Source organism: Actinosynnema sp. NPDC050801, assembly GCF_040673975.1.
In the GTDB taxonomy this organism is placed as follows: domain Bacteria; phylum Actinomycetota; class Actinomycetes; order Mycobacteriales; family Pseudonocardiaceae; genus Actinosynnema.
Genome location: NZ_JBFAQZ010000039.1, coordinates 1 through 22,002, shown reverse-complemented (window position 1 = coordinate 22,002; position 22,002 = coordinate 1). Strand labels below are relative to the sequence as shown.

Below are 22,002 nucleotides of genomic sequence, written 5' to 3'. Positions count from 1 at the left end.
GCAACCGCCTCCGGCCCGGGTCGGGCCGGAGGCGGCGCGGTGGTTCTCGATGTCCCGTCAGACGGGCGGTGTGAAGGCGGCGATCCCCGCCGACAACGCCCGGGCGTGCGGGTTGCCGGGGTAGCGGTCGGCCAGGTGGCGCAGCGGACGCAGCCGGTCGGCGACGCGGGTCGAGTTCACCGCGGTCGCCGCGGCCAACGCCCGCCCGCCCACCTCGGCCGCGTGGTCGAAGTCCCGGTCCACCAGGTGGTTGACGGTCAGGGCCACCAGGCTGAACGCGCGGCTGCGGGTCATCTCCTCGGGGTAGCCCGCCACGGCGGCGCTCAGCGAGTCGATCGCGGTCGAGGTGTGCGACGGGTCCACCGTCCGGGCCAGTTCGGTCAGCACCACGCCGGTCAACCCGCACAGGTCGGACTCGTCGAAGAAGCGCACCCACCCCGGCGCCGGACCGGACGGCGTGCGGGCGAACTCGTCGTGCGCGAGGCGCAACAGCCGCATGGCCTCGTCCCGGTCGCCCAGGCCCGCGTGCGCCCAGGCCTGGTTGGCGTGCAGCATGGCGACCGCCCGCCGTGAACCGGCCCGGCGGGCCGCGGCCAGGCCGGACGAGAACACCTCCAGCGCTTCCCGCCGCTCGCCGCGGTGCAGCCGCAGCCGTCCGACGCGGTAGTGGATGTTGGCCTCCAGGTCGTGGTGGCCCGCTTCGGCCGCCAGGTCGAGCGCCCGGTCCCAGTGCCGCGTGGCGGCGTCGTCCCGACCGGTGTCGAAGCACGTCCAACCGGCCAGGTTGCGCAGGTCGGCCAACGCCACCAACAGCCGCCTGCGCACCGCGCCCGCGACCTCGGCGTCGAGGAGCCGGTCGGACCGCGTCGCGGAGGCGACCACCGCGTCACGGCACGCGCCACCACCTCGCCGGTAGTCCACCTCGCGCAGGCGTTCGGTCTCGGCTTCCAAGCGCTCCACGTCCTCGACGCCGATGCGTGCCGGGACGTGCTGAGGTTCTGCCATCGCCGCACCTCGCAATTCCACTAGAGCGGTGGAGGGGATCCATCAGGGCCGTGGCAACGGGTACCCAGGGTGACATCGTCGCCACCGTCCGTGGGATCCGCCGAGAAGGTGCGCATTGGCCCCCTGCGCCGACACCCGCCGTGGGGCCAGAATCGAGGGGTGATCGCGTGCCACGCGGACCCGTGGCCGATCCAGGACCGGTGGCCGGTGGCCGGTCCCGGCGCGCACCCTCCGCGCCCCTCCCCCCACCAGCAGCTCCGACGACGTGGCTGCGTCGACAGGAGTGACACCCGATGCGAACCAAGTCATCGAACGCCCGCAACCTGCGGTTGGCCGACGGACGGCGGGTCCGACTGACGCCCGTGACGCCGGCCGACCGCGACGAGCTGGCCGAGGCGTTGCGGCGAGCGGACGCGGACACGCTGTTCCAGCGGTTCTGCGGCGCGGCACCGCCGCTCACACCCGCGCTCCTCACCCATCTCACCGACCTGGACCACGTGCGCCGCTGCGCGATCGTGGCCCGTGACCCGTCGGGCCGAGGCGTGGCGATCGCCCGCTACGAGGCGACCGCGGAGCCCGGCGAGGCCGAAGTCGCCGTGGTGGTCTCCCCGCCGTGGCGCGGCGCGGGCCTGGCCACCTCGATGGTGGTCCGGCTCGCGTCCCTCGCGCTGGTCAACGGGTTCGACCGGTTCACCGCGACCCACCTCGCCGGCCACCTCGCCGTGACCCGCATGCTGCGCTCGGCCGGCGCGGCCAGGATCAGCGGCGGGTCCACAGTGGACTGGTCGGTTCCGCTGGCCCGACTGTGAACCGGCAACACCGTTCGTCCGATCGACCACACGGCCCCCGTTGGGGACAATGACCCATCCGCGATCGAGGAGGTCCGCTCGCAGTGCCCCGTCCCGTGCGTGACGACGAACGCCGACCGAGACCGATCAGCACCATCCTCCCCGAACTGCGGCGCGGACGCGGCCTGACCCAGTACGACCTGGCGGAACGGCTGCACGCGGCGTCCGGCAACGTCAGCATCACCAGGGAAGAGGTGTCGCGCTGGGAACGCGGCAAGCGCATCCCCGGCCCGTACTGGCGCGCCTGGCTCGGCCGGGTGCTCGACACGCCCCAGCAGGAGTTGGAACAGGCGGCCGCGATCGCCAGGCGCACCCGCCGGAGCCGCTGAGCTGCTGTGGCGCTGAGGCGCTGAGGCGCACGCTCCCGCGCGGTCGTGATCGGGACGGCCGACCCCGGCCGCAGCGGGTGTTCAGCGCGTGGCCGACTCCGCCCGCCACCGCGCCACGACGTGCTCGACGTCGAACGGCATCAGGTTCAGCGGCGGACCCGACATGGGCTTGCGGATCGCCTCTTCGATCTTGGCGTTGATGTCGGCCAGGATCGAGCGCACCTCGGCCTCGGTGCGCGCCCGACCGGCGGCCTCGCGCGCGGCGGCCGCCTCCTTGCGCAGCAACAGCGTCGGCGGGAGCGCGGTGCCCTCCTCGCGGCGCAGCTTCTCCTTCACCCACCACAGCTCGTCGTGCGGCTCGTGCAGCCCGCGCAACGGCTTGCCCGCGCCCGGCAGGTCGTCGAAGTCGCCGCGGTCCTGCGCCTCGCGGATCTGCCGGTCGATCCACGTCTCGAACCCCATGCCGGCCGGTTTGCGCTCGGTCATGACGCACCACCCCTCTTCGAGGGTACCGGCGCGGGTCGGGGTCTCGCGGTTGTGCCCGGGGTGGGCACAACCGCGAGGTCCGGTCAGGAGAGCGTGCAGATCGGCCCCGGTGTCCAGCCGGTCGGGTCGCCGCTGCCGTTGAACCCGATCTTGATCGTGCCGGCCGGCGGGATGGCGCCGTTCCAGGACGTGTTGGACACCGTCACCGCCGCACCGCTCTGGGTGAAGGTGCCGTTCCAGCCCTGGACCAGGGACATCCCGGCCTTCAGCGTGAACCCGACGCGCCAGCCCCGGCTCGCCGAGCCGCCGCCGTTGCGGAGGGTGATGTCCACCTGGAAGCCGCCCGGCCACTGGTTGACGATCTTGATCTCCACGTCGCACGACCCGCCCGGGACGGAAGTCGTGGTGGTGGTCGTCGTCGTCGTTGTAGTAGTAGAGGTGGTGGTGGACGTCGTGGTCGACGTGGGTGTGGTGCCGTTGAGCGCGGACACCACCGCCGGGAACCACTTGTTCGCGATCTTGCGATCACCGGACGCGTTCGGGTGCACACCGTCGTAGGTGTCACTGGCGGTGTTGAACCCGGTCCACTGGTCCACCACGGTGATCGGTGACCGGGCGGTGGACTTGCCCGCCGCCCAGCCGGTGATCGCCGCGTTCAGGTCGACCACCCGCTGCGGGCACTCCGCGCACGCGCTCGCCGCCATCGGGATGATCTTGGCGACGACCACCTTCATGTCCGCGTTGTTGGCGCGCATCTGGTCGACCAACTTGCCGTAGGCCGCCAGGATGGTCGCGGTCGACCGGTTGCTCCACACGTCGTTGGTCCCGAAGTGCATGAGCACCACGTTCGGGTTGGTGGCGGCCAGCCACCCGACGAGCTGGTTCTGGTCGGCCACCGCGGTGACGAGCGCGCCACCGTGCCCCTCGTTCTCGCCGTCGTAGGCGAACCCGCAACCGTCACCGGCCCGGGTGCCCACGAAGTCGATGCCCGTGTGCCCGGCGGCGCGCAGGTCGCGGTCGAGCAGGGCCCGCCAGCAGCCCGGCGACCCCGTGATCGAGTCGCCCAGCGCCATGATCCTGGTGGGTGCGGCGGCCTCGACCGCCTGGCCCGGCGCGGCGACCAGGACGCCGATGAGCGTGGCCAGCGCGCCTATGAGTGCCGCGACAGCGGTTTTCCTCGACATCGTCGACTCCTAGGCCGTGGTGCAGCTGGCGCCGTTGAGGGTGAACGCGGTGGGCGCCGAGTTGGTGCCGTTCCACGACCCGATGAAGCCGAAGGCGACCGAGCCGTTCACCGGGATGGAGCCGGTGTAGGCCACGTTGGTCGCGCTCAGCGTGGAGCCGGACTGGGTCGTGGTGGCGCCCCAGGACTGGGACACGGTCTGGCCGTTGGCCCAGGTCCAGCGCAGCGTCCAACCGTTCACCGCGGTGGTGCCGGTGTTGGCGATCTTCACGTCGCCCTGGAAGCCGCCCTGCCACTGGCCGGCGACCTTGTAGGTGACCGCGCAGGACGCGGGGCCACCGCCGCCGGTCTGGGTGGTCACGCTGACCGTGCCGGAACGGGTGGAGCGGTTGCCCGCCGCGTCCCGCGCGTAGACGGCGAAGGTGTAGGAGGTGCCTGCCGACAGACCGGTGACGGTCGTCGACGTGGTGGCGGAGCTGCCCGCCGCGGTCTCCGCGGTGCCGCTGACGCGGACCACGTCGTAGCCGCTGACGCCGATGTTGTCGGTGGAGGCGGCCCAGGACAGGGTGGCGCTGCTCGACGTGACGCCGGACGCGGTCGGGGTGCCGGGCGTGGACGGCGGGGTGGTGTCCGGGCCGGTGCCGCTGTCGTAGACGGTGGCCTGGCGGGAAGTGGCCTTGATGCCGTTCGCGCCGTTGATCGCGCGCTGGCCCCACGGCGTGAGCTGGGCGGCGTTGAAGCCGGTCACCATGTCGAGGTACTCGACGCCGCCGCCGTTGCCGGACCACGACCACGCCAGGTAGCCCAGCTTGAGCGACTGGGTGGTGGCGAAGATCGTGTCCTCGTCGGGGTTTCCGTCGGAGTGGTCGTTGCCGAACTCGCCGACCACGATCGGCAGCTTCGCCGTGACGAACCGGTTCAGGTAGTCGGTGATCTCGCCGGCCGTGTCGAACACGCCGTACATGTGGATGGAGAACACGGTGTTCTTCCGCGGGTCGGCGGCGAACACCGAGGCGGCGTTGTCGCGCATGGTGAAGCCCCAGTCCTGGCCCCAGTTCGGCGCGTCGACCATGATCGTGTGCTCGAAGCCCGCGGCGCGCAGGGACGTGATGGCGTCCTTGGTCGCCTGGGTCCAGCCGGCGTGGCCGTTGTTGCCCCACGGCTCGTTGCCGATGTTGAGGATGACGTACTTCTCCTGGCCGGCCATGGCGCTCTGGATGCTCTTCCAGTACTCCACGGCGCGGGCGAGGCTGACCGCCCCGCTCTGCTCCTGGTAGCCGGTGGTGTCGTGCACCTCCATCACGCAGATGAGCTTGTTGGCCTTGCACTGGTTGATGACGTTGGTGACGTCGGCGGCGGTGTTGAGGGTCCACCGGTCACCGGAGCTGAGGACGACCCGGACGGTGTTCGCGCCGGTGGCCTTGATGTCCTTGAGCGCCTGCGTGGTGCGGTCGGCGTACCAGGTGTGCGCGTGGTTCACACCGCGCATCACGAAGTCGTTGCCGTTGGCGTCGAGCAGACGCCCGTTGCTGACGGTGAACCCGGCCGCGGCGTGCGCGGGCACGACCGTCAGCAGGGACAGGACCAAGGCGCCGATGGCGGCCGTTATGAGGGCACCGACCAAGGCGAATCGCTTGCGCATGGATGTACCTCGCGTAGTTGTCGACGTTGACGTAGCGAGCGCAGGGCAGCGCACCTGCCTCCGGCAGGCCCCAACACCAAAGCAATTAACCGCTTAAGTGTCAACGGTGTCATTCGACCTCGAACGCCATTCCCCGGACTTTCACGGCCACGCGGCGGCACACCGGAATCGACCCGTCTGGGACCGCTCCCAGAAGGCCTTTGCGCAAGTCTCCTACACAACCGCCCCCACGCCAACCCCTCCGCCCCCCGCGAGTCCCACCCCCAGCTCGCGCGAGTCGAACCTCCAGAACGCGCGTGTCCTACGTCCACGTCGTGCGTGTCCTACGTTCAGAACACCCGAGTTCAACGCTCAGAACACGCGACCTGGGGTTTTGCCGCACGACGGCGCGAGCGAACGCGAACGTAGGACATGGGGGTCCTGAACGTAGGACACGCGCGTTCCGAACGTAGGACACGCCCGTTCCGGAGGTAGGACACGCGCGTTCTGGACGTAGGACACGCGCGTTCTGGAGGTGGGACACGCGCGGGGTGGGGGTTGGACACGCGCGGGGTGGAGGGTGGGCTCTCGCGGAGGTTAGGGCCAGGGCCAGGTCAGGGGGTGGGAGGTGGGGGGTGGGAGGTGCTGGAGCGGGGGACCAGTTCGGGATCCGAGGTCTTGACCTGTTCGGCCGGGGCGCCGTTGATCACGTCCAGCAGCAGGCGCACGGCGGCGGCGCCGCGTTCGGCGATCGGCCGGCGGACGGCCGACAGGGCCGGGCGGACCAGGCGGCACAGGGCCGAGTCGTCCCAGGCCACCAGGGACAGCTGGTCGGGCACCGTCAGGCCGAGCTCGTGCGCCACGCCCAGCGCCGACACCGCCATCACGTCGTTGTCGAACACCAGGGCCGTGGGCGGGGTGCCGCTGGTCAGCACGCGCCGGGTCACGCGGGCGGCGGCCTCGTCGGAGTAGTCGGCGTGCACGACCCGCGCCTCGGCCAGGCCCAACCGCGCGGCGGCGGTGGTGAACGCACGGGAGCGGGTCTGCGTGTGCACGAACTTCGTCGGCCCCGCGACCCGCACGATCCGCCGGTGCCCCAGCGCCACCAGGTACTCCAGCACCTCCACCACGGCCAACTCGTCATCGGTCCACACGCACGGCAGGTCCGGCACGACCGGCTCACCCAGCACGACGGCGGGCAGCCGCAGCTCCTGCACCAGCTCCACCCGCGGGTCGTTCTGCACCAGGTCGACCAGCAGCACGCCGTCCACCCGCCGCTCGCCCCACCACCGCCGGTACGCCGCCAGCTCGGCCGCCGAGTTGTCCGTCACCTGGAGCAGCAACGACGTCGGTCCACCCGCCAGCGCGCCCTGGATACCGGAGATCAACTGCATGAAGTACGGCTCCACGCCGATCACCCGCGCGGGCCGGTCCACGACCAGCCCGATCGCGTTCGCCCGCCCGTCGCTCAACGACCTGGCGGCGCTGCTCGGCACCCAACCGAGGCGGTCGGCGATGTCCATGATCCGGCGACGGGTCGGCTCGGAGACGCCCGGCCGGTTGTTGAGCGCGTACGAGACCGCGCCGGTGGACACGCCCGCGGCCTTGGCGATGTCCGAGATGGTCGGTCGCTTGCCTACCACCCGCGCCCTCCTCGGTCGGTGATCATCGAGTCTAGACCGCTGACAGGACGGCCTCGCCCGGTAGGGTAATTAAGCGCTTAACGGATTACGAAAGGGGACCGCCGTGCCCTGGTTCGACCTCTCCGAACGGGAACTCGCCCAGTACCGGACCGACACCGCCGAACCCGACAACCTCGACCTGTGGTGGAAGTCCCGGCTGGAGGAGGCCCACGCGGCCGCGTTGCCGCCGGTGCTGACCCCGTACGCGGCCGACGCCTACGGACCGCTCTCGGTCTGGGACGTCGAGTTCTCCGGCTACGGCGGCGACCGGGTGCGCGGCTGGTACATCCGCCCCGCCGGTTCCGGCATCGAGTCGTTGCCCACGGTCGTCTGTTACATCGGTTACGGCGGCGGGCGCGGTCTGCCGTCGGAGCACGCGTTGCTGCCGTCGGTCGGGTACGCGGTGTTCGTGATGGACACCCGCGGCCAGGGCGGCCGGTGGACGCTCGGCGCCACCCCGGACTCCGGCTTCGCGGGCCCCGAGTACCCCGGCGTGATGACGCGCGGCATCGCGAACCCCGAGACCTACTACGTGACGCGGTTGATGGTGGACGCGGCCCGTGCCGTCGAGGTGGCCGCTTCCCTGGACGGGGTCGACGAGACCAGGCTCGCGGTGTCCGGCGGCAGCCAGGGCGGCGGGCTGGCCCTGGCCGCGGCGGCGCTCAACGGCGAGGCGGTGAAGGTCTGCCACGCCGACGTGCCGTTCCTGTGCGACTTCCAGCGGGCCGTCACCCTCACCGGCGAGGAGCCGTACGCGGAGATCGCCAACTTCCTGGCCCAGCACGTCGACCTGATCCCGGCCGCGCTCGACACGCTGCGGTACGTGGACGGCGCGTTGCTGGCCAAGCGGATCACCGCGACGTCGTTGCTGAGCGTGGGCCTGATGGACGAGGTGTGCCCACCGTCCACTGTGTACGCCGCGTACAACGAGATCACCGCACCGAAGGAGATGGCGGTGTTCCCGTTCAGCGGCCACACCACGCCCCGGGTGCACGACGAGCGCAAGCTGCGCCACCTGCGCGCGCACCTCTGAGAACCTGTCGGCAGGTGTGGGGCCGGCGGCAGCGGCGGTGTCGGCGCCGCGTGCGGTCGGCCCGGCCGCTCACCGGGTCGCGCGCGCGGCGGTGACGCAGGCCCGGAGCAGCCGGTCGTTCTCCGGGGCCGCGCCGCCGGGATAGGCGTAGCGGCGCCGGTTGTAGCCGTACGCCAGACCGCTGCGGGGATCCGCGAGCGCCTGGCTGCCCGCGGCGCCGCTGTGCCCGAACGCGCCCTGCCCCAGGAACGGGTAGAACTCCGCCACGGCGCTGAACCCCAGCCCGAAAGCCTTGTGCACGCGCGAAACGAGGTCGTACCCGATCGACTGGATCTGCGCGAACTCCGCCACGGTGTCCGGCTTCAGCAGCGGTGACCGGCCGTTCAGGCCCGTGGTGGCCGCCGCGTACATGCCGGCCAGACCTCGCGCCGAGGCGACACCGCCCGCCGACGTCTGGCCCTGCGCCCTGACGATCCGCTGGTTCGGGAAGTCCCACAGTTGGGGTGCGTCGGGGCGGTGTTCGTTGAACGCGATCCCGCCCAGGCTCTCGACCGCGGTCACCTCCGCGTCGATCTCGGCCTGCTGCTCCGGTGTCGGCAGCATCGGCAACGTGGTGGCGAAGCGCGGCTCAAGCTCTTCCGGCAGCCCGAGGTGGAAGTCGAGACCGTACGGCGCCCGGACCCGTTCCTCGAACAGCTCCTGGATGCTCCGCCCCGTCACGCGCCGCACCACCTCGCCGGTCAGCGCGCCGATCACGTACGCGTGGTACCCGAACGCCGCGCCCGGCCGCCAGTACGGCCGTTGGCCCGCGAGCCGCGCCGCGATCAGCCGGTCGTCGGCCAGTTCTTCCAGGCTGAACCCGGTGTCCGCGCCGACCAACCCCGCGCGGTGCGAGAGCAGCTCCCGCAGCGTGGTGTCCTGCTTGCCCTCCGCCGCGAACTCCGGCCAGTAGTGGCCGACCCGCTGGTCGGGATCCAGCACGCCGTCCTGCACCAGCAGCGCCACCACGAGGTACGCCGCGCCCTTCGTGGAGGAGAACACCCCGGTCAGCGTGTCGGCGGTGAACCCGGGACCCACCCACAGGTCCACGACCAGTTCGCCACGCACGTAGGCGACCAGCTGGCCCGCGTAGTCCTCGCGCTCCCCGGCGACGAACTCCGCGAACTCCTCGCGCACGCCCTCGTACCCCGCAGCGACCGTGCCAAGCATGTGGTTCCTCCTCCGGCACCGTGACCCGCGGTCACGATAGTCCGGTGCGCCACCACTTCGTGCTCCGCGCGGGTGGCAACGCGGTTCGGCGGGGCGTGAGGGGACCACCGCCATAGTCCCCTCACGCCCCAGCCCGGTCAGTGGACTCGGCGGCTCTCCGAGGGCCTCGGGCTGCTCGGCCCGAGGCCTCCCGTGTCCACGACCAGCTCTTGGGCCACCACCGTGGGGCCGACTCGGCACCCGTGCGTGTGCACGAGCAGCGCCGGCGGCACCCGCGGTGGCACCAACCTCATGGTCACCTCATCGTGACGCGGTGGTCACCGGGGTCACCAGCACGCGGTCGTGGCCGACCACGCGCGGCTCGCCGGTGAGCCGCACCGAGTGCTCCCAGCGGATGTCCTTGCTCGAACAGCCGACCTGCAGCACGACCTCGCCGGTCTCGACCACGCGGCGGCCGTCGCGACCGGTGAACGAGGTGCGGTCGGCGTGCAGCCGGAACGTCACCCCGGTGGCCTCGCCCGGCTCCAGGTCGACCCGCGCGAAGCCGACGAGCTGGCGCACCGGGCGGGTGACGCTCGCGACCGGGTCGTGCAGGTAGAGCTGGACGACCTCGGCACCGGGCCGGTCACCGGTGTTGCGCACCAGGCACGACACCTCGACCTCGCCGTCGGACGGGAACTCCTGCCCCGCGGCGAAGTCGGACAGCTCGAACGTCGTGTACGACAGGCCGTGCCCGAACGGGTAGGCGGGCGACGGGTCGACCGAGCTGACCCCGCCCGGACCGCCCAGCGGCGGGTGCAGGTAGGTGGTCGGCTGGCCGCCGGAACCCCGCGGCACCTGCACGGGCAGCTTGCCGGACGGGTTGACGCGCCCGCTGAGCACTCCGGCGACCGCGCCCGCGCCCTCTTCACCGGGGAAGAAGGCCTGCACGACCGCGGCGGGCCGCGAATCCGCTACCGCGGCGGGCCGCGAATACGCTCCTGCGGCGGGCCGCGAATCCGCTACCTCGGTGGCCTCAGGATCCGCTACCTCGGTGGCCTCCGGATCCGCGGCGGGTCCGATGTACTTGCCCAGCGCGTACGGGCGGCCGGTCAGCAGCACCAGCACGACCGGCACGTCCAGCGCCAGCAGCGCGTCGAGCAGCTCGCCCTGCACGCCGGGCAGGTTCAGGTCCTCGGCGTCGCAGCCCTCGCCGGACGTGCCGCGGCCGAACAGCCCGGCCCGGTCGCCGAGCACGGCCAGCACCACGTCAGCCTCGCGGGCGACCGCGACGGCGTCCTCGATGCCCGACCGGTCGTCGCCGTCGACCTCGCAGCCCTTGGCGGTGGTGACCGCGGCGCCCGGGAACTCCTTGAGCACGGCCTGCACCATCGTGTCCATCTCGACGCCCAGGGCCACCTCGGGGTGCTGGACGCCGACGTGGTTGGGGAACGCGTAGCAGCCCATCAGCGCCAGCAGGTCGTCCGCGCACGGCCCGACCACGGCGAGCTTGCCCGCGTCGCGCAGCGGCAGCACGTCGGCCGCGTTGTCCAGCAGCACCACGGAGCGCTCGGCCATGGTGCGGGCCAGGTCGCGCAGGGCGGGCGGGTCGAGGTCGACCGGCTCGCCGCGCAGCACCGCGGGCGACTCCGGCTGCCAGCCCTCGTCCAGCAGGCCCAGCTCGCACTTCTGGGTCAGCACGCGGGTCACCGCGAGGTCCACCAGCGCCTCGTCCACCTGGCCGGACCGCACCAGCTCGGCCAGCGGCTCGCCGTAGCAGCGCACGCTGGGCAGCTCGACGTCGATGCCGGCGGCCAGCGCCAGCGAGGCCGCCTCGCCCGGCGAACCCGCGATGCCGTGCGCGGTCTCCAGGAACGACACCGCGAAGTAGTCCGCGACCACCACGCCGGTGAAGCCCCACTGGTGCCGCAGCAGGTCGGTGAGCAGGGCCGGGTCGGAGGCCGGCGGCACGCCGTCGACCTCGGCGTAGGAGTTCATCACCGAGCGGGCGCCGCCCAGGCGCAACGCCATCTCGAACGGCGGCAGCACCACGTCGGCGAACTCGCGCGGGCCCATGTGCACCGGCGCGTGGTTGCGCCCGCCGCGCGAGGCCGAGTAGCCCGCGAAGTGCTTGAGCGTGGCCACGATGCCGCTGGACTCCAGGCCCTTGGTGTAGGCCGCACCGAGGAGACCGACGAGGTACGGATCCTCGCCGATGGTCTCCTCGGTACGTCCCCAGCGCGGGTCGCGCGACACGTCGAGCACCGGAGCCAATCCCTGGTGGACGCCGACGTCGCGCATCACGAGACCCACCTCGCGTGCCATCCGCTCGACCGTCTCCGGGTCGAAGGAGGCGCCCCACGCGAGCGGGGTCGGGAAGACGGTGGCCTGCCAGGCGGTGAAGCCGGACAGGCACTCCTCGTGCGCCATGGCCGGGATGCCGAACCGGGTGTTGGCCACCAGCTTGCGCTGCGTCTCGGCCAGCACCTTCGCGCCGACCAGCGGGTCGATCGGTCCGGTGCCGAACACGCGGGTCAGCTGCCCGAGGCCGGGCTTGGTCAGCTCGTCCCACGGCGGCAGCGGCTCGGCGAACTCGTGCTGCGCGGGTGCGACCTCCTCGCCGTCGGAGATTCCCACCCACACGCCCACCAGCTGGGCCAGCTTCTCCTCCAGGGTCAGCTCGGCCAGCAGGGCGGCGACGCGCTCTCCGGTCGGCTTACCGGGATCGGCCCAGGGGTTCAGCACGGCGGCTCCTTCGTTGACGATCGGACGACGAGTTCGGTGGCCAGTTCCACGCGTTCGGTCTCCACGGGGCGACCGGCGATCAGGTCGGCGAGCATCCGGCCCGCGTGGCGGCCCATCTCGGTCAGTGGCTGGCGCACGGTGGTGAGAGCGGGCGAGGACCACACCGCGACCGGCAGGTCGTCGAAACCGACCACGCTCAAGTCGTGCGGCACGGACAGCCCGACTACTCGGGCCGCCTCGATCACCCCTAAAGCCTGCTCGTCGTTCCCGGCGAAGATCGCCGTCGGCCGGTCCGGCAGCGCCAGCAGCTCGGCCGCGCGGCGGAACCCGCCCTCGTGCTTGAAATCGCCGTGCTTGACCAGTTCCGGGTTGAACGCGATGCCCGCGCGGTCGAGCGCGGCCCGGTAGCCGTCGACCCGCGCGCGGCTGCACAGCATCCCGGCGGGTCCGCCGATGACGCCGACCCGGCGGTGGCCGAGGCGCAGGAGGTGTTCGGTGGCCGACAGGCCGCCCGCCCAGTTGGTCGCGCCGACGCTGGGCACGTTCGGCTGCGGCAGGTCGACGGGGTCGATGACCACGACGGGGATGCGGGAGTTGGCCAGCACGCGGCGGTCGGCGGCGGTCAGCTGGGAGGTGACCAGCAGCGCTCCCGCGCGCCTGGCCTCGACCAGCGACGCCGCCCACGACGTGTGCTGACGGGGTTTGTCCGTGGACGACACCACGACGTGCAGTCCGGTGTCGACGACGCCGCGGATGATCTCCACCGCCCAGGGGCTGTCCAGGGCGGTGAACACGAGGTCCACCAGCAGGTGCCCGGAGGCCCGACGGGACCCCACCGGCACGTAGTCGTACTCGGCGAGCAACTGCCGCACACGAGCCCTTGTCTCCGCGCCGACGTCGTCCTTCCCGTTGAGGACTTTGGACACCGTCGGGAGAGACACCCCCGCTGCTGCGGCAATCGTGGCCAACGTGGCTCGACGCATGTCCCGATAGTATCGAAACTCGATCGAAACACAAGAGTGACCTCCTGACGTGCAGAAACATGAGTCAGACACGCCGAATGGTGACGCTTGACACCGGTTGGACACCCGCCTAAGGTCTGCGCAAGTCGTGGATGTTTCGAAATATTTCGATGCCGCGAACAAATCCGCAGCGTGGCAGAAGGGTGGCGGTCGCATGTCCCGCCGTTCATGGGTGCGTCCCCTCATCGCGATGGGGCTCGTCGCCGTGACAGCAGTGGTGTCCGCGTGTGGTACGTCCGGTCCGGGCGAGACCAACGCGGGCGCACTGAAGATCTGGGCGCTTGAGGACCCGGTCCTCAACAAGATCGAGAACAAGTCGATCGACTCGTTCAAGGCGGGCGGCGGCAACGCCTCGCTGGAGACGTTCGGCAACGACCCCTACAAGCAGCGCCTCCGGGTTGCCATCGGTTCGCCGCAGGCCCCCGACCTGTTCTTCAACTGGGGTGGTGGCAACCTCAAGGAGTACGTCGACGCCGGCAAGGTGGCCGACCTGACCTCGGTGCTGGAGGAGAACAAGGCCGCCAAGGACGCGTTCATCCCCAGCGTGCTGGACGGCGCGAAGCTCGGCGGCAAGTACTACGGCGTGCCGATGCGCGGCATGCAGCCGGTGCTGCTGTTCTTCAACAAGAAGGTCTTCACCGAGGCGGGCGCGCAGCCGCCGAAGACGTGGGACGACCTGCTCTCGCTGGTCGACACCTTCAAGGGCAAGGGCATCACCCCGATCGCCCTCGCCGGCAACCAGGCGTGGACCGAGCTGATGTGGGCCGAGTACGTGCTCGACCGCGTGGCGGGTCCCGAGGTGTTCAAGAACATCCGCGACTCCGGCCCCGCGGGCTGGAAGGACCCGGCCGTGGTCGAGTCCCTCACCAAGCTCAAGGACCTGATCGACCGGGGCGCGTTCGGCAGCAGCTTCGCCTCCGTCGGCTACGACGCCGGTGGCGCGTCGACCATCATGGCGCAGGGCAAGGCCGCGATGCACCTCATGGGTTCGTGGGAGTACACCAACCAGCTCGACCAGAGCCCGGACTTCGTGAAGAACGGCGACCTGGGCTGGGTGGCGTTCCCGTCGATCCCCGGCGGCAAGGGCGACGCGGCGAACCTCGTCGGCAACGTGAGCAACTTCTACTCGGCGACCCAGGACTCCAAGAGCCTCGACGCGGCGAAGAAGTTCGTCACGAGCGAGCTGCACAAGGACTCCTACGTCGAGGCGCTGATCGAGGCCGGTGACGTCCCGCCGGTGGTGGGCGCCGAGGAGAAGCTCAAGAAGTCGCCGAACCCGGAGTACGCGTCGTACATCTACGAGCTGGTGCTGGACTCGAAGAACTTCCAGCTGTCCTGGGACCAGGACCTGCCCGCCGATGACGCCACGTTCATGCTGACCCAGCTCCAGGAGTTCTTCCTGGGCAAGGTCTCGCCGCAGCAGTTCGTCGACGCGGTGGCCGCGCGCTGATGTCGTCCCAGCGGCCTTCGGCCTGGTATGCCGTGCCGGCGTTCGGATTCTTCGCCCTGTTCGCCGCGTTGCCCATGCTGCTCGTGATCTACCTGAGCTTCACCGCTTGGGACGGTCTGGGCACGCCCGCGATGAACGGGGGCGAGAACTGGTCCCGGCTGCTCGACGACGCCGAGGCGCGGGCCTCGGTGTGGCGGACCCTGGTGCTGATGGTCGTGTCGTGGCTCGTCCAGACCCCGATCGCGTTGCTGATCGGGGTCTGGGCGGCCGGCAAGCAGCGGTCCCGGGCGGTGCTCAGCTCGATCTTCTTCCTCCCGCTGCTGCTGTCCACGGCCGCCATCGCGTTGTTGTGGCAGGCGCTGCTCGAACCGAACTTCGGCGCGTTCGTCGACGGACCGCTGTTCCTGGGCGATCCCGACATCGCGCTCTACACGGTCGTGCTCGTGATCTCGTGGCAGTTCATCCCGTTCCACACGCTGCTCTACCAGGGTGCGGCACGGGCGGTGCCGCCCTCGCTGTACGAGGCGGCCACCATCGACGGCGCCTCGCGGGTGGGCAAGTTCCGGCACATCACGCTGCCGCAGCTGCGGTACACGATCGTCACGTCGTCGGTGCTCATGCTGGTCGGTTCGCTGACCACGTTCGACACCGTGCTGATCCTGACCAACGGCGGGCCGGGCACCGCGACCCGCATCCTGCCGCTGCACATGTACATCACCGGCTTCAGCGGGTTCGAGATGGGCTACGCGAGCGCGATCGCGGTCGTGCTGGTCGTCCTCGGCACCGCGTTGTCGCTGGTGGTCATGCGCTGGAGCGGGTTCCGCCAGATGAGCAGCCAGCAGGAGGGGTCGTGAAGTCTCGTCCCAACTGGCCCGCCGGGATCTTCGCCCTGGTGTGGCTGGTGATCGTCGTCGGGCCGCTGCTCTACCTGGTCACGGTGTCGCTGCGCTCCCGCGCCGAGTACCTCGGCAAGAGCGTGTGGGAGATGCCGGACGCGTTGTCCCTGGACAACTACGTCACCGTGCTGACCGGCGGCTTCGGCCAGTACCTGCTGAACAACGTGATCGTGACCGTCGCTACGGTGGCGATCGTGGTGCTGGTGACCGTGCCCGCCGCGTACGCGGTGGTGCGCAACACCAGCCCGTTCGTGCAGAAGGGGTTCACCCTGCTCCTGATGGGGTTGGCGATCCCCGCGCAGGCCACGATCATCCCGGTCTACCTGATGATCACCCGGATGCAGCTGTACGACACGTTGACCGCGATCATCCTGCCGACGGCGGCGTTCGCGCTGCCGGTGGCGATGCTGGTGCTGGTCAACAGCCTGCGCGACGTGCCGCGCGAGCTGTACGAGGCGCAGGCGATCGACGGCGCGGGCCCGATGCGAGTGCTCGTGTCGCTGGTCCTGCCGCTGGCGCGACCGGCGATCATGACGGTCGTCGTCTACACGGCGCTCAACGCGTGGAACGGGTTCCTCTTCCCCCTGGTGCTCACCCAGTCGGAGTCGTCGCGGGTGCTCACCCTCGGGTTGTGGGACTTCCAGGGGCAGTTCGGCACGAACGTGCCCGCGCTGCTCGCGGCCGTGACGCTGTCCGTGCTGCCGATCTTCGTGGTGTACCTGATCGGGCGGCGCTTCCTGCTCAGCGGCCTCACGGCCGGGTTCGGCAAGTAGGTCAGGTTTTCTCCGGCTCGTTGGCTTGGGAGGAACGTTCATGCGCAAGGTCGCACTCGTTCTGGCCGTCGTCGGATCGTTGGCCGCTGCCGTCGCACCCGCGGCGGCAGCGGCGCCGGAGCCGACGCTCCGGCAGCTCGCGGCACGTCACGACCTGGGCATCGGCACCGCCGTCGACATGGCGGCGCTGGCGAACGACCAGGTGTACCGGGAGCGGATCGCGTCGGAGTTCAACAGCGTCACGGCCGAGAACGTGATGAAGTGGGAGGTCCTGGAACCGACCCGCGGGCAGTACGACTGGGCTCCGGCGGACGAGCTGATCGCGTTCGCCCGGGCCAACCGGCAGAGCGTGCGCGGCCACGTGCTGGTCTGGCACAACCAGAACCCGTCGTGGCTGTCGAGCCTGCCCGCCACCGAGCTGCGCTCGGTGCTGAAGAACCACATCCAGACCACCGTCCGGCACTTCAAGGGCAAGGTCTGGCAGTGGGACGTGGTGAACGAGGCGTTCAACGAGGACGGGACGCTGCGTGACACCGTCTGGCTGCGGGCTCTCGGCCCCGGCTACATCGCGGACGCGTTCCGGTGGGCCCACGAGGCCGATCGCGGCGCGCTGCTGTTCTACAACGACTACAACGTCGAGGACGTCAACGCCAAGAGCGACGGCGTGTACAACCTCGTCAAGCAGCTGAAGCGGCAGGGTGTGCCGATCCACGGCGTCGGCGTGCAGGCCCACCACACCGCGGGCTACGCACCGCAGACGATGCGGGAGAACCTGGGTCGGTTCGACCGGCTCGGGTTGCGCACCGCGGTGACCGAGGCCGACGTGCGGATGGTGATGCCGTCCGACTCGGTGAAGCTGCAGGCCCAGGCGAACGTCTACAGCACGATGCTCAAGGCCTGCCTGCTGACGCCGCGCTGCCTGTCGTTCACGGTCTGGGGGTACACGGACAAGTACTCCTGGGTGCCCGGGTGGTTCGAGGGTGAAGGTGCGGCCAACATCCTCGACGAGAACTTCGCCGCCAAGCCCGCCTACCGGGCCATGCGCGACGACCTCTCGTTCGGCGGCACGCGCCGCCGGGGCTGACCCGACCGGGCTCGGGCCCGCACACTCTCCCAGCGGGCCCGAGCCCCTCCCGGAACCAGCCTTCGCCTCCCCGAACGCCAACTCACCGAACCTAAACGCCCAACTCACCGGTCCTGAACGTACGACTCAACGGACCTGAACGTTCGACTCGCGCGAGAGTCCTACGTTCACGCCGCGCGAGTCGTACCTTCAGGTCGCGCGTGTCCTACGTTCGGAACGCGCGTGTCCTACGTTCAGGTCGTGAGTGTCCTACGTTCAGGACCCCCGAATTCAACGCTCAGGACATCTCATTTGGTGGTCCGGTGCGTTCTGCGTTGCGGTAACGTGAGCTGAACGGCCGGTGGATCAACCGGATATTCGACACTTTCGACTCAAACGTCGATTGTTTCGAACGTGTTACGCGGCCGCCAAGTGACGAACAACCCACCTCCGCTCCCCCGCGTCTAGCGGCCGGAACTGGGCGGAGCTGTCGTAGACTGCCCCCATGCCGACCAAAGCCGACCCGTCACCCTCGGATGGCACAGCCTCGGGCAAGATCACCATCGCTGCCATCGCGGCGGAGGCAGGGGTCTCGGTTCCGACTGTTTCGAAGGTCATGAACGGTCGCGCGGACGTCGCGCCGCACACCCGGGAACGGGTCGAGGCGATCATCCGGCGCCACGGCTACCAGAGGCGGGCGGACGAGCGGTCGCGGCGGTCCAACCTGGTGGAACTGATGTTCCACGAGCTGGAGAGCGCCTGGGCCCTGGAGATCATCCGCGGTGCCGAGCAGGTCGCCGCCGAGCAGGGTCTGGCGCTGGTGCTGTCGGAGTCCCAGGGCAGGCTCACCCCTGGTCACGGCTGGCTCGAAGGGGTCATCGCGCGCAAGCCGCTGGCCGTGATCTCCGTCTTCTCCGACCTCACGTCCTCGCAGCTGGCCAAGCTGCGCGCGCGTGACATCCCGGTCGTCGTGGTCGACCCGATCGGCGAACCCCAGCTGGAAACGCCCTCCATAGGAGCCACCAACTGGAACGGCGGCCTGACCGCCACCCGGCACCTGATCGAACTCGGCCACCGGCGCATCGCCATGATCGGCGGTCCGGAGCGCGTCCTGTGCAGCCGCGCCCGCGTCGACGGCTACCGCGCCGCGCTGGAGACCGCGGGCCTGGCGTTCGACCCGGACCTGGTCCGCTACGGCGACTTCCACGTCGAGTCCGGGCGCGCCCAGTTCGCACCGCTGCTCGACCTGCCGGACCCGCCCACGGCCGTGTTCGCCGGGTCGGACCTGCAGGCCCTCGGCGTCTACGAAGCCGCACGCGCCGCCGGTCTGCGCATCCCGGAAGACCTCAGCGTCGTCGGCTTCGACGACCTCCCGGTGGCGCAGTGGGTGGGCCCGCCGCTGACCACGGTCCGGCAGCCGCTGCAGGACATGGCCGCGGCGGGCACCCGTCTCGCCATCACGCTGGCACGTGGTGAAGAGCCCGAACACCGCCGAATCGAGCTTGCCACCACGCTGGTGGTGCGTCAGAGCACCGCCGCGCCACGCTGACGAGCCGCCTCTAGTGGTGGTGACCCGGCTTCTGGACGTAGGTGCACCCCTCCGCCTCCGCGGGCAGGGTGTGTCCCACGTCCTCGCCGGTTCCCACCGGTGTGCAACGCAGTTCGTGCAGTCCCAACAACTCCAAGCCGAGCGTGCCGCTCAGCGCGAAGCCGTTGCCGAACCCGAAATCCGGGTTGTCCGACACCTCGCCGGACGACATCGCTCCCTGCCACGAGCGCTGGAAGTCGGCCAGCTTCTCGCGCTGGAACACCACCAGCCCGAGCCGTTGGTACGGCCCCGCCTCGCACGTCGCCCACTCGGCCACGTACGGCGCGTAGAGCGCCGCCCGCAACGGGCCGACGAAGTCGGCGAACTCCTCCATCGTCCGCGGCACCACGTCGTCGCACTGCCCGGTCTTCTCCCGCACCCAGTCCCCCACCTCCGACGGCGTCGCCAGCGGCGGGCCGAGGGCGTTGGAGCCCAGGCCGGTGGAGCCGGTCGCCGCCGAAGAGCAGGCGACCGACCCCACCAGGAGCGCGACCAGGGCCGCGCATCGCCAGAACATCAGGCCGCGGCGCACAGAGCGCCGTTGAGGGCGAACGACGTCGGGTTCGTCGGCGTCCCCTGCGACGAGCCGTTGAACCCGAAGCTCACCGTCTGGCCGGGCTGGATGTTCTGGTTCCAGCTGGCGCCCTTCGCGGTGGCCTTGCCCGACGCGACGGCGACCTCCGCCGACCACGCCTGGGTGATGCCCTGACCCGTCGGGACGTCCCAGACCAGCTGCCACGCGCTGACCGCACTGGTGCCCGTGTTCTTCACCGACACGTTCGCGGTGAAGCCACCGGACCACGAGCTGGGCACGCTGTAGGTCACCGCGCACGCGCCCGGGGTCGTGCCACCGGTGGTGGTCCGGACCGACACCACCGCCGAGGGGGGCGAGGTGTTGCCCGCCGCGTCCCGTGCCACCACGTAGAACTGGTACGCCGTGTCCGCGGTGAGGCCGGTGACCGTGGCCGTGGTGCCCGAGCTCGTCGCGACCGCCACGTCGGTGGTGCCCGCCTCGCGGTACACCTGGTAGCCGCTGACGCCCTGGTTGTCCGTGGCCGCCGACCAGCTCAACGCCACCGAGTTGGAGGACGCGGTCGCGGTGGGCGTGCCGGGCGCCGTCGGCGCCTGGGTGTCACCGCCGCCGCCACCGGTGAAGTTGACGTCCGAGCAGCTGTAGAACGCCTCGGGGCTGTCGCTGCGCTGCCAGATCGAGTAGATGATGTGGCGGCCGCTCTTGTTGGGCAGGGTGCCGTTCCACGAGTACTCGCCGCTGCCCAGCGGCGGGTTCGTGATGCTGTCGAACGGCACGGGCTCCAGGTCCGACCACTTCAACGGCTGGGTGACGTCGAAGCCGTCCCGGGTGACGTACTGGTCCCACCTGCCGGGGTGCGGTGCCCAGGCGTTGTACTTGAAGTTGATCGACGCGCCCGCCCGCAGGGTCGTCACCGGCCAGTCGCTGCGGGTCAGGTTGTAGGCGTCGTACTTCGTGGTCGGCCCGCACAGGTCGCCGTCGGCGATGATCTCGCGGTGCCTGCCGCCGGCCAGGCTGATCAGGTTGCCGTACCAGTCCCACAGGGGCTGCTTCCCACCGATCTGCACCGCGGCGACGCACGCCGGGTTCGTCGGGTTCAAGTCGCCGCCGCCGCCACCGATCCTGCCGTCCTCGTAGCAGGCGTAGGTGCGGCTGGGCGGATAGGTCATCGACCCGTGTGCCACCGCTACGCCGCTCTGGACGAAGACGCTGGTCACACCGACGATACCGAGCGCGGCAACAGCCAACGCCCCAAAGCGCTTGAGTCGCAAGGACCTCTCCTTCAGATCGACGGTGATCTGTGAACCATGAAACTGGGAGCGCTCCCAGAATCACGATCGCATTACTGGTGACGCCACGTCAACGGCTCGTTTCAACTGGTGGCCACCGGGTACCGCTCGACCATGCGGATCGCGGTGGTCGGTCAGATAGCCCGTGACCTGGTGTTGGTGGTGCCGGAGGTGCCCGGATCCGGGGGCAGCGCGGGGGTGCTGGAACGTCGCGAAATGCTCGGCGGGAAGGGCGCGAACATCGCCCGGGGCACCAGGCAGCTCGGCGCAACGGCGGCGCTGGTGGGCGTCGTCGGGGACGACCGGGAGGGCCGCCTGCTGGTCCAGCAGCTCGGCGCGGACGGCGTAGCGACGACCGCGGTGGTGTGCCGGGAGGCCACCCGAACGGCGCTCATCGTGGACGTCGTGTGCGACGGCGAGTACCGGTACCTGGAGGACATCCCAGGTCCGACCTTGGTCACACCGCAGGACGTCCTGGCCGCTTCGGCGATGCTGGCCGGGGCGGACGCGGTGGTCGTGCAGCTGGAGCAGCCGGCCGAGGCGGCGCTGGCGGCGGTCCGCGCGGCGGGCGGGTTGGTCGTGCTGGACGGCGCGCCCGACGGGCACGACGCCCAACTCCTGGCCGCTGCCGATGTGGTGCGGGCCGATCACGGGGAGGCGGAGGCGTTGACCGGCCTGTCGATCACCGGGACGGAGGCGGCCGTCCGGGCGGGGCGCGAGGTGCTGGGGCGCGGCCCGTCGGTGGTGGCGCTGGAGGTGCCGGGTGAGGCGAACGTGGTGGTGTGGGGCGAGGACTCGGCGGTGATCCCGTTGACGGCGGAGGAGGTGGCGGACCCGACCGGAGGCGGTGACGCGTTCGTGGCCGCTCTGACGGTGGCTTTGGCGCGCGGTGACGATCCGAGGGACGCCGGTCGCCTTGCCACCGCTGCCGCGGGTCGTGCGGTTCGCCATCCTGGGGGGCGGACGGATCTCACGGGTCTGTCGGATCTCGCGGTTCGGTCGGGGTCGTCGGGCCTGTCGGGGTCGTCGGGCCTGTCGGGCAGGGTTTGAGCGAGGGGCCCGAGCAAGGGTCGGAGCGTCAAAGATCAAAGATCAAAAGCGTCCTCGCCGGACGGGCAGATCAGCAGGATGACAGGGCCACGCGGTCCACTCCCGAACCAGCGTGGTCCGGGCCTCGTGTCATCCCGCCGACCTCCACAAGGGCAACCACACGTGTCAAGGGGGCGGCAAGACACCCACAACCCGGCAAACCTGAACACCGCCCCCTTG

19 protein-coding genes are annotated in these 22,002 nt (G+C 70.7%); 9 read left to right on the top strand and 10 right to left on the bottom strand.

Annotation, left to right across the window (positions count from 1 at the left end):
• Positions 1 to 57 precede the first annotated feature (57 nt).
• On the bottom strand, positions 58 to 1,005 hold the full coding sequence (locus AB0K14_RS39600; RefSeq protein WP_360464243.1) for a tetratricopeptide repeat protein: 948 nt from the start codon (positions 1,003 to 1,005) through the stop codon (positions 58 to 60).
• A gap of 293 nt (positions 1,006 to 1,298) precedes the next feature.
• Here AB0K14_RS39600 and AB0K14_RS39595 point away from each other — a divergent pair, with 293 nt between their 5' ends.
• Together AB0K14_RS39595 and AB0K14_RS39590 are read left to right on the top strand one after the other, a co-directional pair.
• Positions 1,299 to 1,814: a GNAT family N-acetyltransferase gene (locus AB0K14_RS39595; protein WP_360464240.1), complete on the top strand. Its 516-nt coding sequence runs from the start codon at positions 1,299 to 1,301 to the stop codon at positions 1,812 to 1,814.
• Between the two features lie 83 nt (positions 1,815 to 1,897).
• Entirely contained in the window at positions 1,898 to 2,182 is a 285-nt protein-coding gene (locus tag AB0K14_RS39590; RefSeq protein WP_360464237.1) for a helix-turn-helix transcriptional regulator, read from the top strand.
• 81 nt (positions 2,183 to 2,263) lie between these two features.
• On the opposite strand, the gene AB0K14_RS39585 is transcribed toward AB0K14_RS39590, so the two are convergent.
• The 4 genes from AB0K14_RS39585 to AB0K14_RS39570 all read right to left on the bottom strand — a co-directional run bounded on the left by AB0K14_RS39585 (position 2,264) and on the right by AB0K14_RS39570 (position 7,115).
• The gene (locus AB0K14_RS39585; protein ID WP_360464235.1) at positions 2,264 to 2,668 is read right to left on the bottom strand and encodes a DUF1992 domain-containing protein; all 405 of its coding nucleotides are present in this window, start codon (positions 2,666 to 2,668) and stop codon (positions 2,264 to 2,266) included.
• A gap of 83 nt (positions 2,669 to 2,751) precedes the next feature.
• Positions 2,752 to 3,852, bottom strand: coding sequence for a cellulose binding domain-containing protein (locus tag AB0K14_RS39580; RefSeq protein ID WP_360464232.1), 1,101 nt, complete (start codon positions 3,850 to 3,852; stop codon positions 2,752 to 2,754).
• 9 nt (positions 3,853 to 3,861) lie between these two features.
• Positions 3,862 to 5,493, bottom strand: coding sequence for a cellulase family glycosylhydrolase (locus AB0K14_RS39575; protein WP_360464230.1), 1,632 nt, complete (start codon positions 5,491 to 5,493; stop codon positions 3,862 to 3,864).
• A gap of 593 nt (positions 5,494 to 6,086) precedes the next feature.
• Entirely contained in the window at positions 6,087 to 7,115 is a 1,029-nt protein-coding gene (locus tag AB0K14_RS39570; RefSeq protein ID WP_360464227.1) for a LacI family DNA-binding transcriptional regulator, read from the bottom strand.
• Positions 7,116 to 7,218: 103 nt separating this feature from the next.
• On the opposite strand from AB0K14_RS39570, the gene AB0K14_RS39565 reads away from it, so the two are divergent.
• Positions 7,219 to 8,187 (top strand): alpha/beta fold hydrolase, encoded by a 969-nt coding sequence (locus AB0K14_RS39565; RefSeq protein ID WP_360464224.1) that lies wholly within the window; start codon positions 7,219 to 7,221, stop codon positions 8,185 to 8,187.
• 69 nt (positions 8,188 to 8,256) lie between these two features.
• Here AB0K14_RS39565 and AB0K14_RS39560 read toward each other — a convergent pair whose 3' ends face one another.
• The 3 genes from AB0K14_RS39560 to AB0K14_RS39550 all read right to left on the bottom strand — a co-directional run bounded on the left by AB0K14_RS39560 (position 8,257) and on the right by AB0K14_RS39550 (position 13,103).
• Entirely contained in the window at positions 8,257 to 9,396 is a 1,140-nt protein-coding gene (locus tag AB0K14_RS39560) for a serine hydrolase domain-containing protein (RefSeq protein WP_360464221.1), read from the bottom strand.
• 300 nt (positions 9,397 to 9,696) lie between these two features.
• Positions 9,697 to 12,120 (bottom strand): glycoside hydrolase family 3 N-terminal domain-containing protein, encoded by a 2,424-nt coding sequence (locus AB0K14_RS39555; RefSeq protein ID WP_360464218.1) that lies wholly within the window; start codon positions 12,118 to 12,120, stop codon positions 9,697 to 9,699.
• Positions 12,114 to 13,103, bottom strand: a complete 990-nt coding sequence (locus AB0K14_RS39550) for a LacI family DNA-binding transcriptional regulator (RefSeq protein WP_360464215.1) — start codon at positions 13,101 to 13,103, stop codon at positions 12,114 to 12,116. The genes AB0K14_RS39555 and AB0K14_RS39550 overlap by 7 nt, the downstream gene beginning before the upstream one ends.
• A 193-nt stretch (positions 13,104 to 13,296) precedes the next feature.
• Between AB0K14_RS39550 and AB0K14_RS39545 the strand changes: the two genes are divergently transcribed.
• The 5 genes from AB0K14_RS39545 (at position 13,297) to AB0K14_RS39525 (ending at position 18,873) form a co-directional block, all read left to right on the top strand.
• Positions 13,297 to 14,592, top strand: a complete 1,296-nt coding sequence (locus AB0K14_RS39545) for an extracellular solute-binding protein (protein WP_360464212.1) — start codon at positions 13,297 to 13,299, stop codon at positions 14,590 to 14,592.
• A gap of 32 nt (positions 14,593 to 14,624) precedes the next feature.
• Positions 14,625 to 15,446, top strand: coding sequence for a sugar ABC transporter permease (locus tag AB0K14_RS39540; RefSeq protein WP_360464210.1), 822 nt, complete (start codon positions 14,625 to 14,627; stop codon positions 15,444 to 15,446).
• Complete coding sequence (locus AB0K14_RS39535; RefSeq protein WP_360464207.1) at positions 15,443 to 16,261, top strand: carbohydrate ABC transporter permease; 819 nt, start codon at positions 15,443 to 15,445, stop codon at positions 16,259 to 16,261. Before AB0K14_RS39540 ends, AB0K14_RS39535 begins: the two co-directional genes overlap by 4 nt.
• Before the next feature lie 40 nt (positions 16,262 to 16,301).
• The gene (locus AB0K14_RS39530; protein ID WP_360464204.1) at positions 16,302 to 17,345 is read left to right on the top strand and encodes an endo-1,4-beta-xylanase; all 1,044 of its coding nucleotides are present in this window, start codon (positions 16,302 to 16,304) and stop codon (positions 17,343 to 17,345) included.
• A 484-nt stretch (positions 17,346 to 17,829) separates the two neighbouring features.
• The gene (locus AB0K14_RS39525; RefSeq protein WP_360464201.1) at positions 17,830 to 18,873 is read left to right on the top strand and encodes a LacI family DNA-binding transcriptional regulator; all 1,044 of its coding nucleotides are present in this window, start codon (positions 17,830 to 17,832) and stop codon (positions 18,871 to 18,873) included.
• Between the two features lie 10 nt (positions 18,874 to 18,883).
• Here the strand turns inward: AB0K14_RS39525 and AB0K14_RS39520 are convergent, their stop codons facing one another.
• Together AB0K14_RS39520 and AB0K14_RS39515 are read right to left on the bottom strand one after the other, a co-directional pair.
• Positions 18,884 to 19,429, bottom strand: coding sequence for a hypothetical protein (locus tag AB0K14_RS39520; protein WP_360464198.1), 546 nt, complete (start codon positions 19,427 to 19,429; stop codon positions 18,884 to 18,886).
• Entirely contained in the window at positions 19,429 to 20,661 is a 1,233-nt protein-coding gene (locus AB0K14_RS39515) for a lytic polysaccharide monooxygenase (RefSeq protein ID WP_360464195.1), read from the bottom strand. Before AB0K14_RS39515 ends, AB0K14_RS39520 begins: the two co-directional genes overlap by 1 nt.
• Before the next feature lie 186 nt (positions 20,662 to 20,847).
• Here AB0K14_RS39515 and AB0K14_RS39510 point away from each other — a divergent pair, with 186 nt between their 5' ends.
• Positions 20,848 to 21,783 carry a PfkB family carbohydrate kinase gene (locus tag AB0K14_RS39510; RefSeq protein WP_360464192.1) on the top strand — a complete coding sequence of 312 codons (936 nt, stop codon included), beginning with the start codon at positions 20,848 to 20,850 and terminating at the stop codon, positions 21,781 to 21,783.
• Positions 21,784 to 22,002 lie beyond the last annotated feature (219 nt).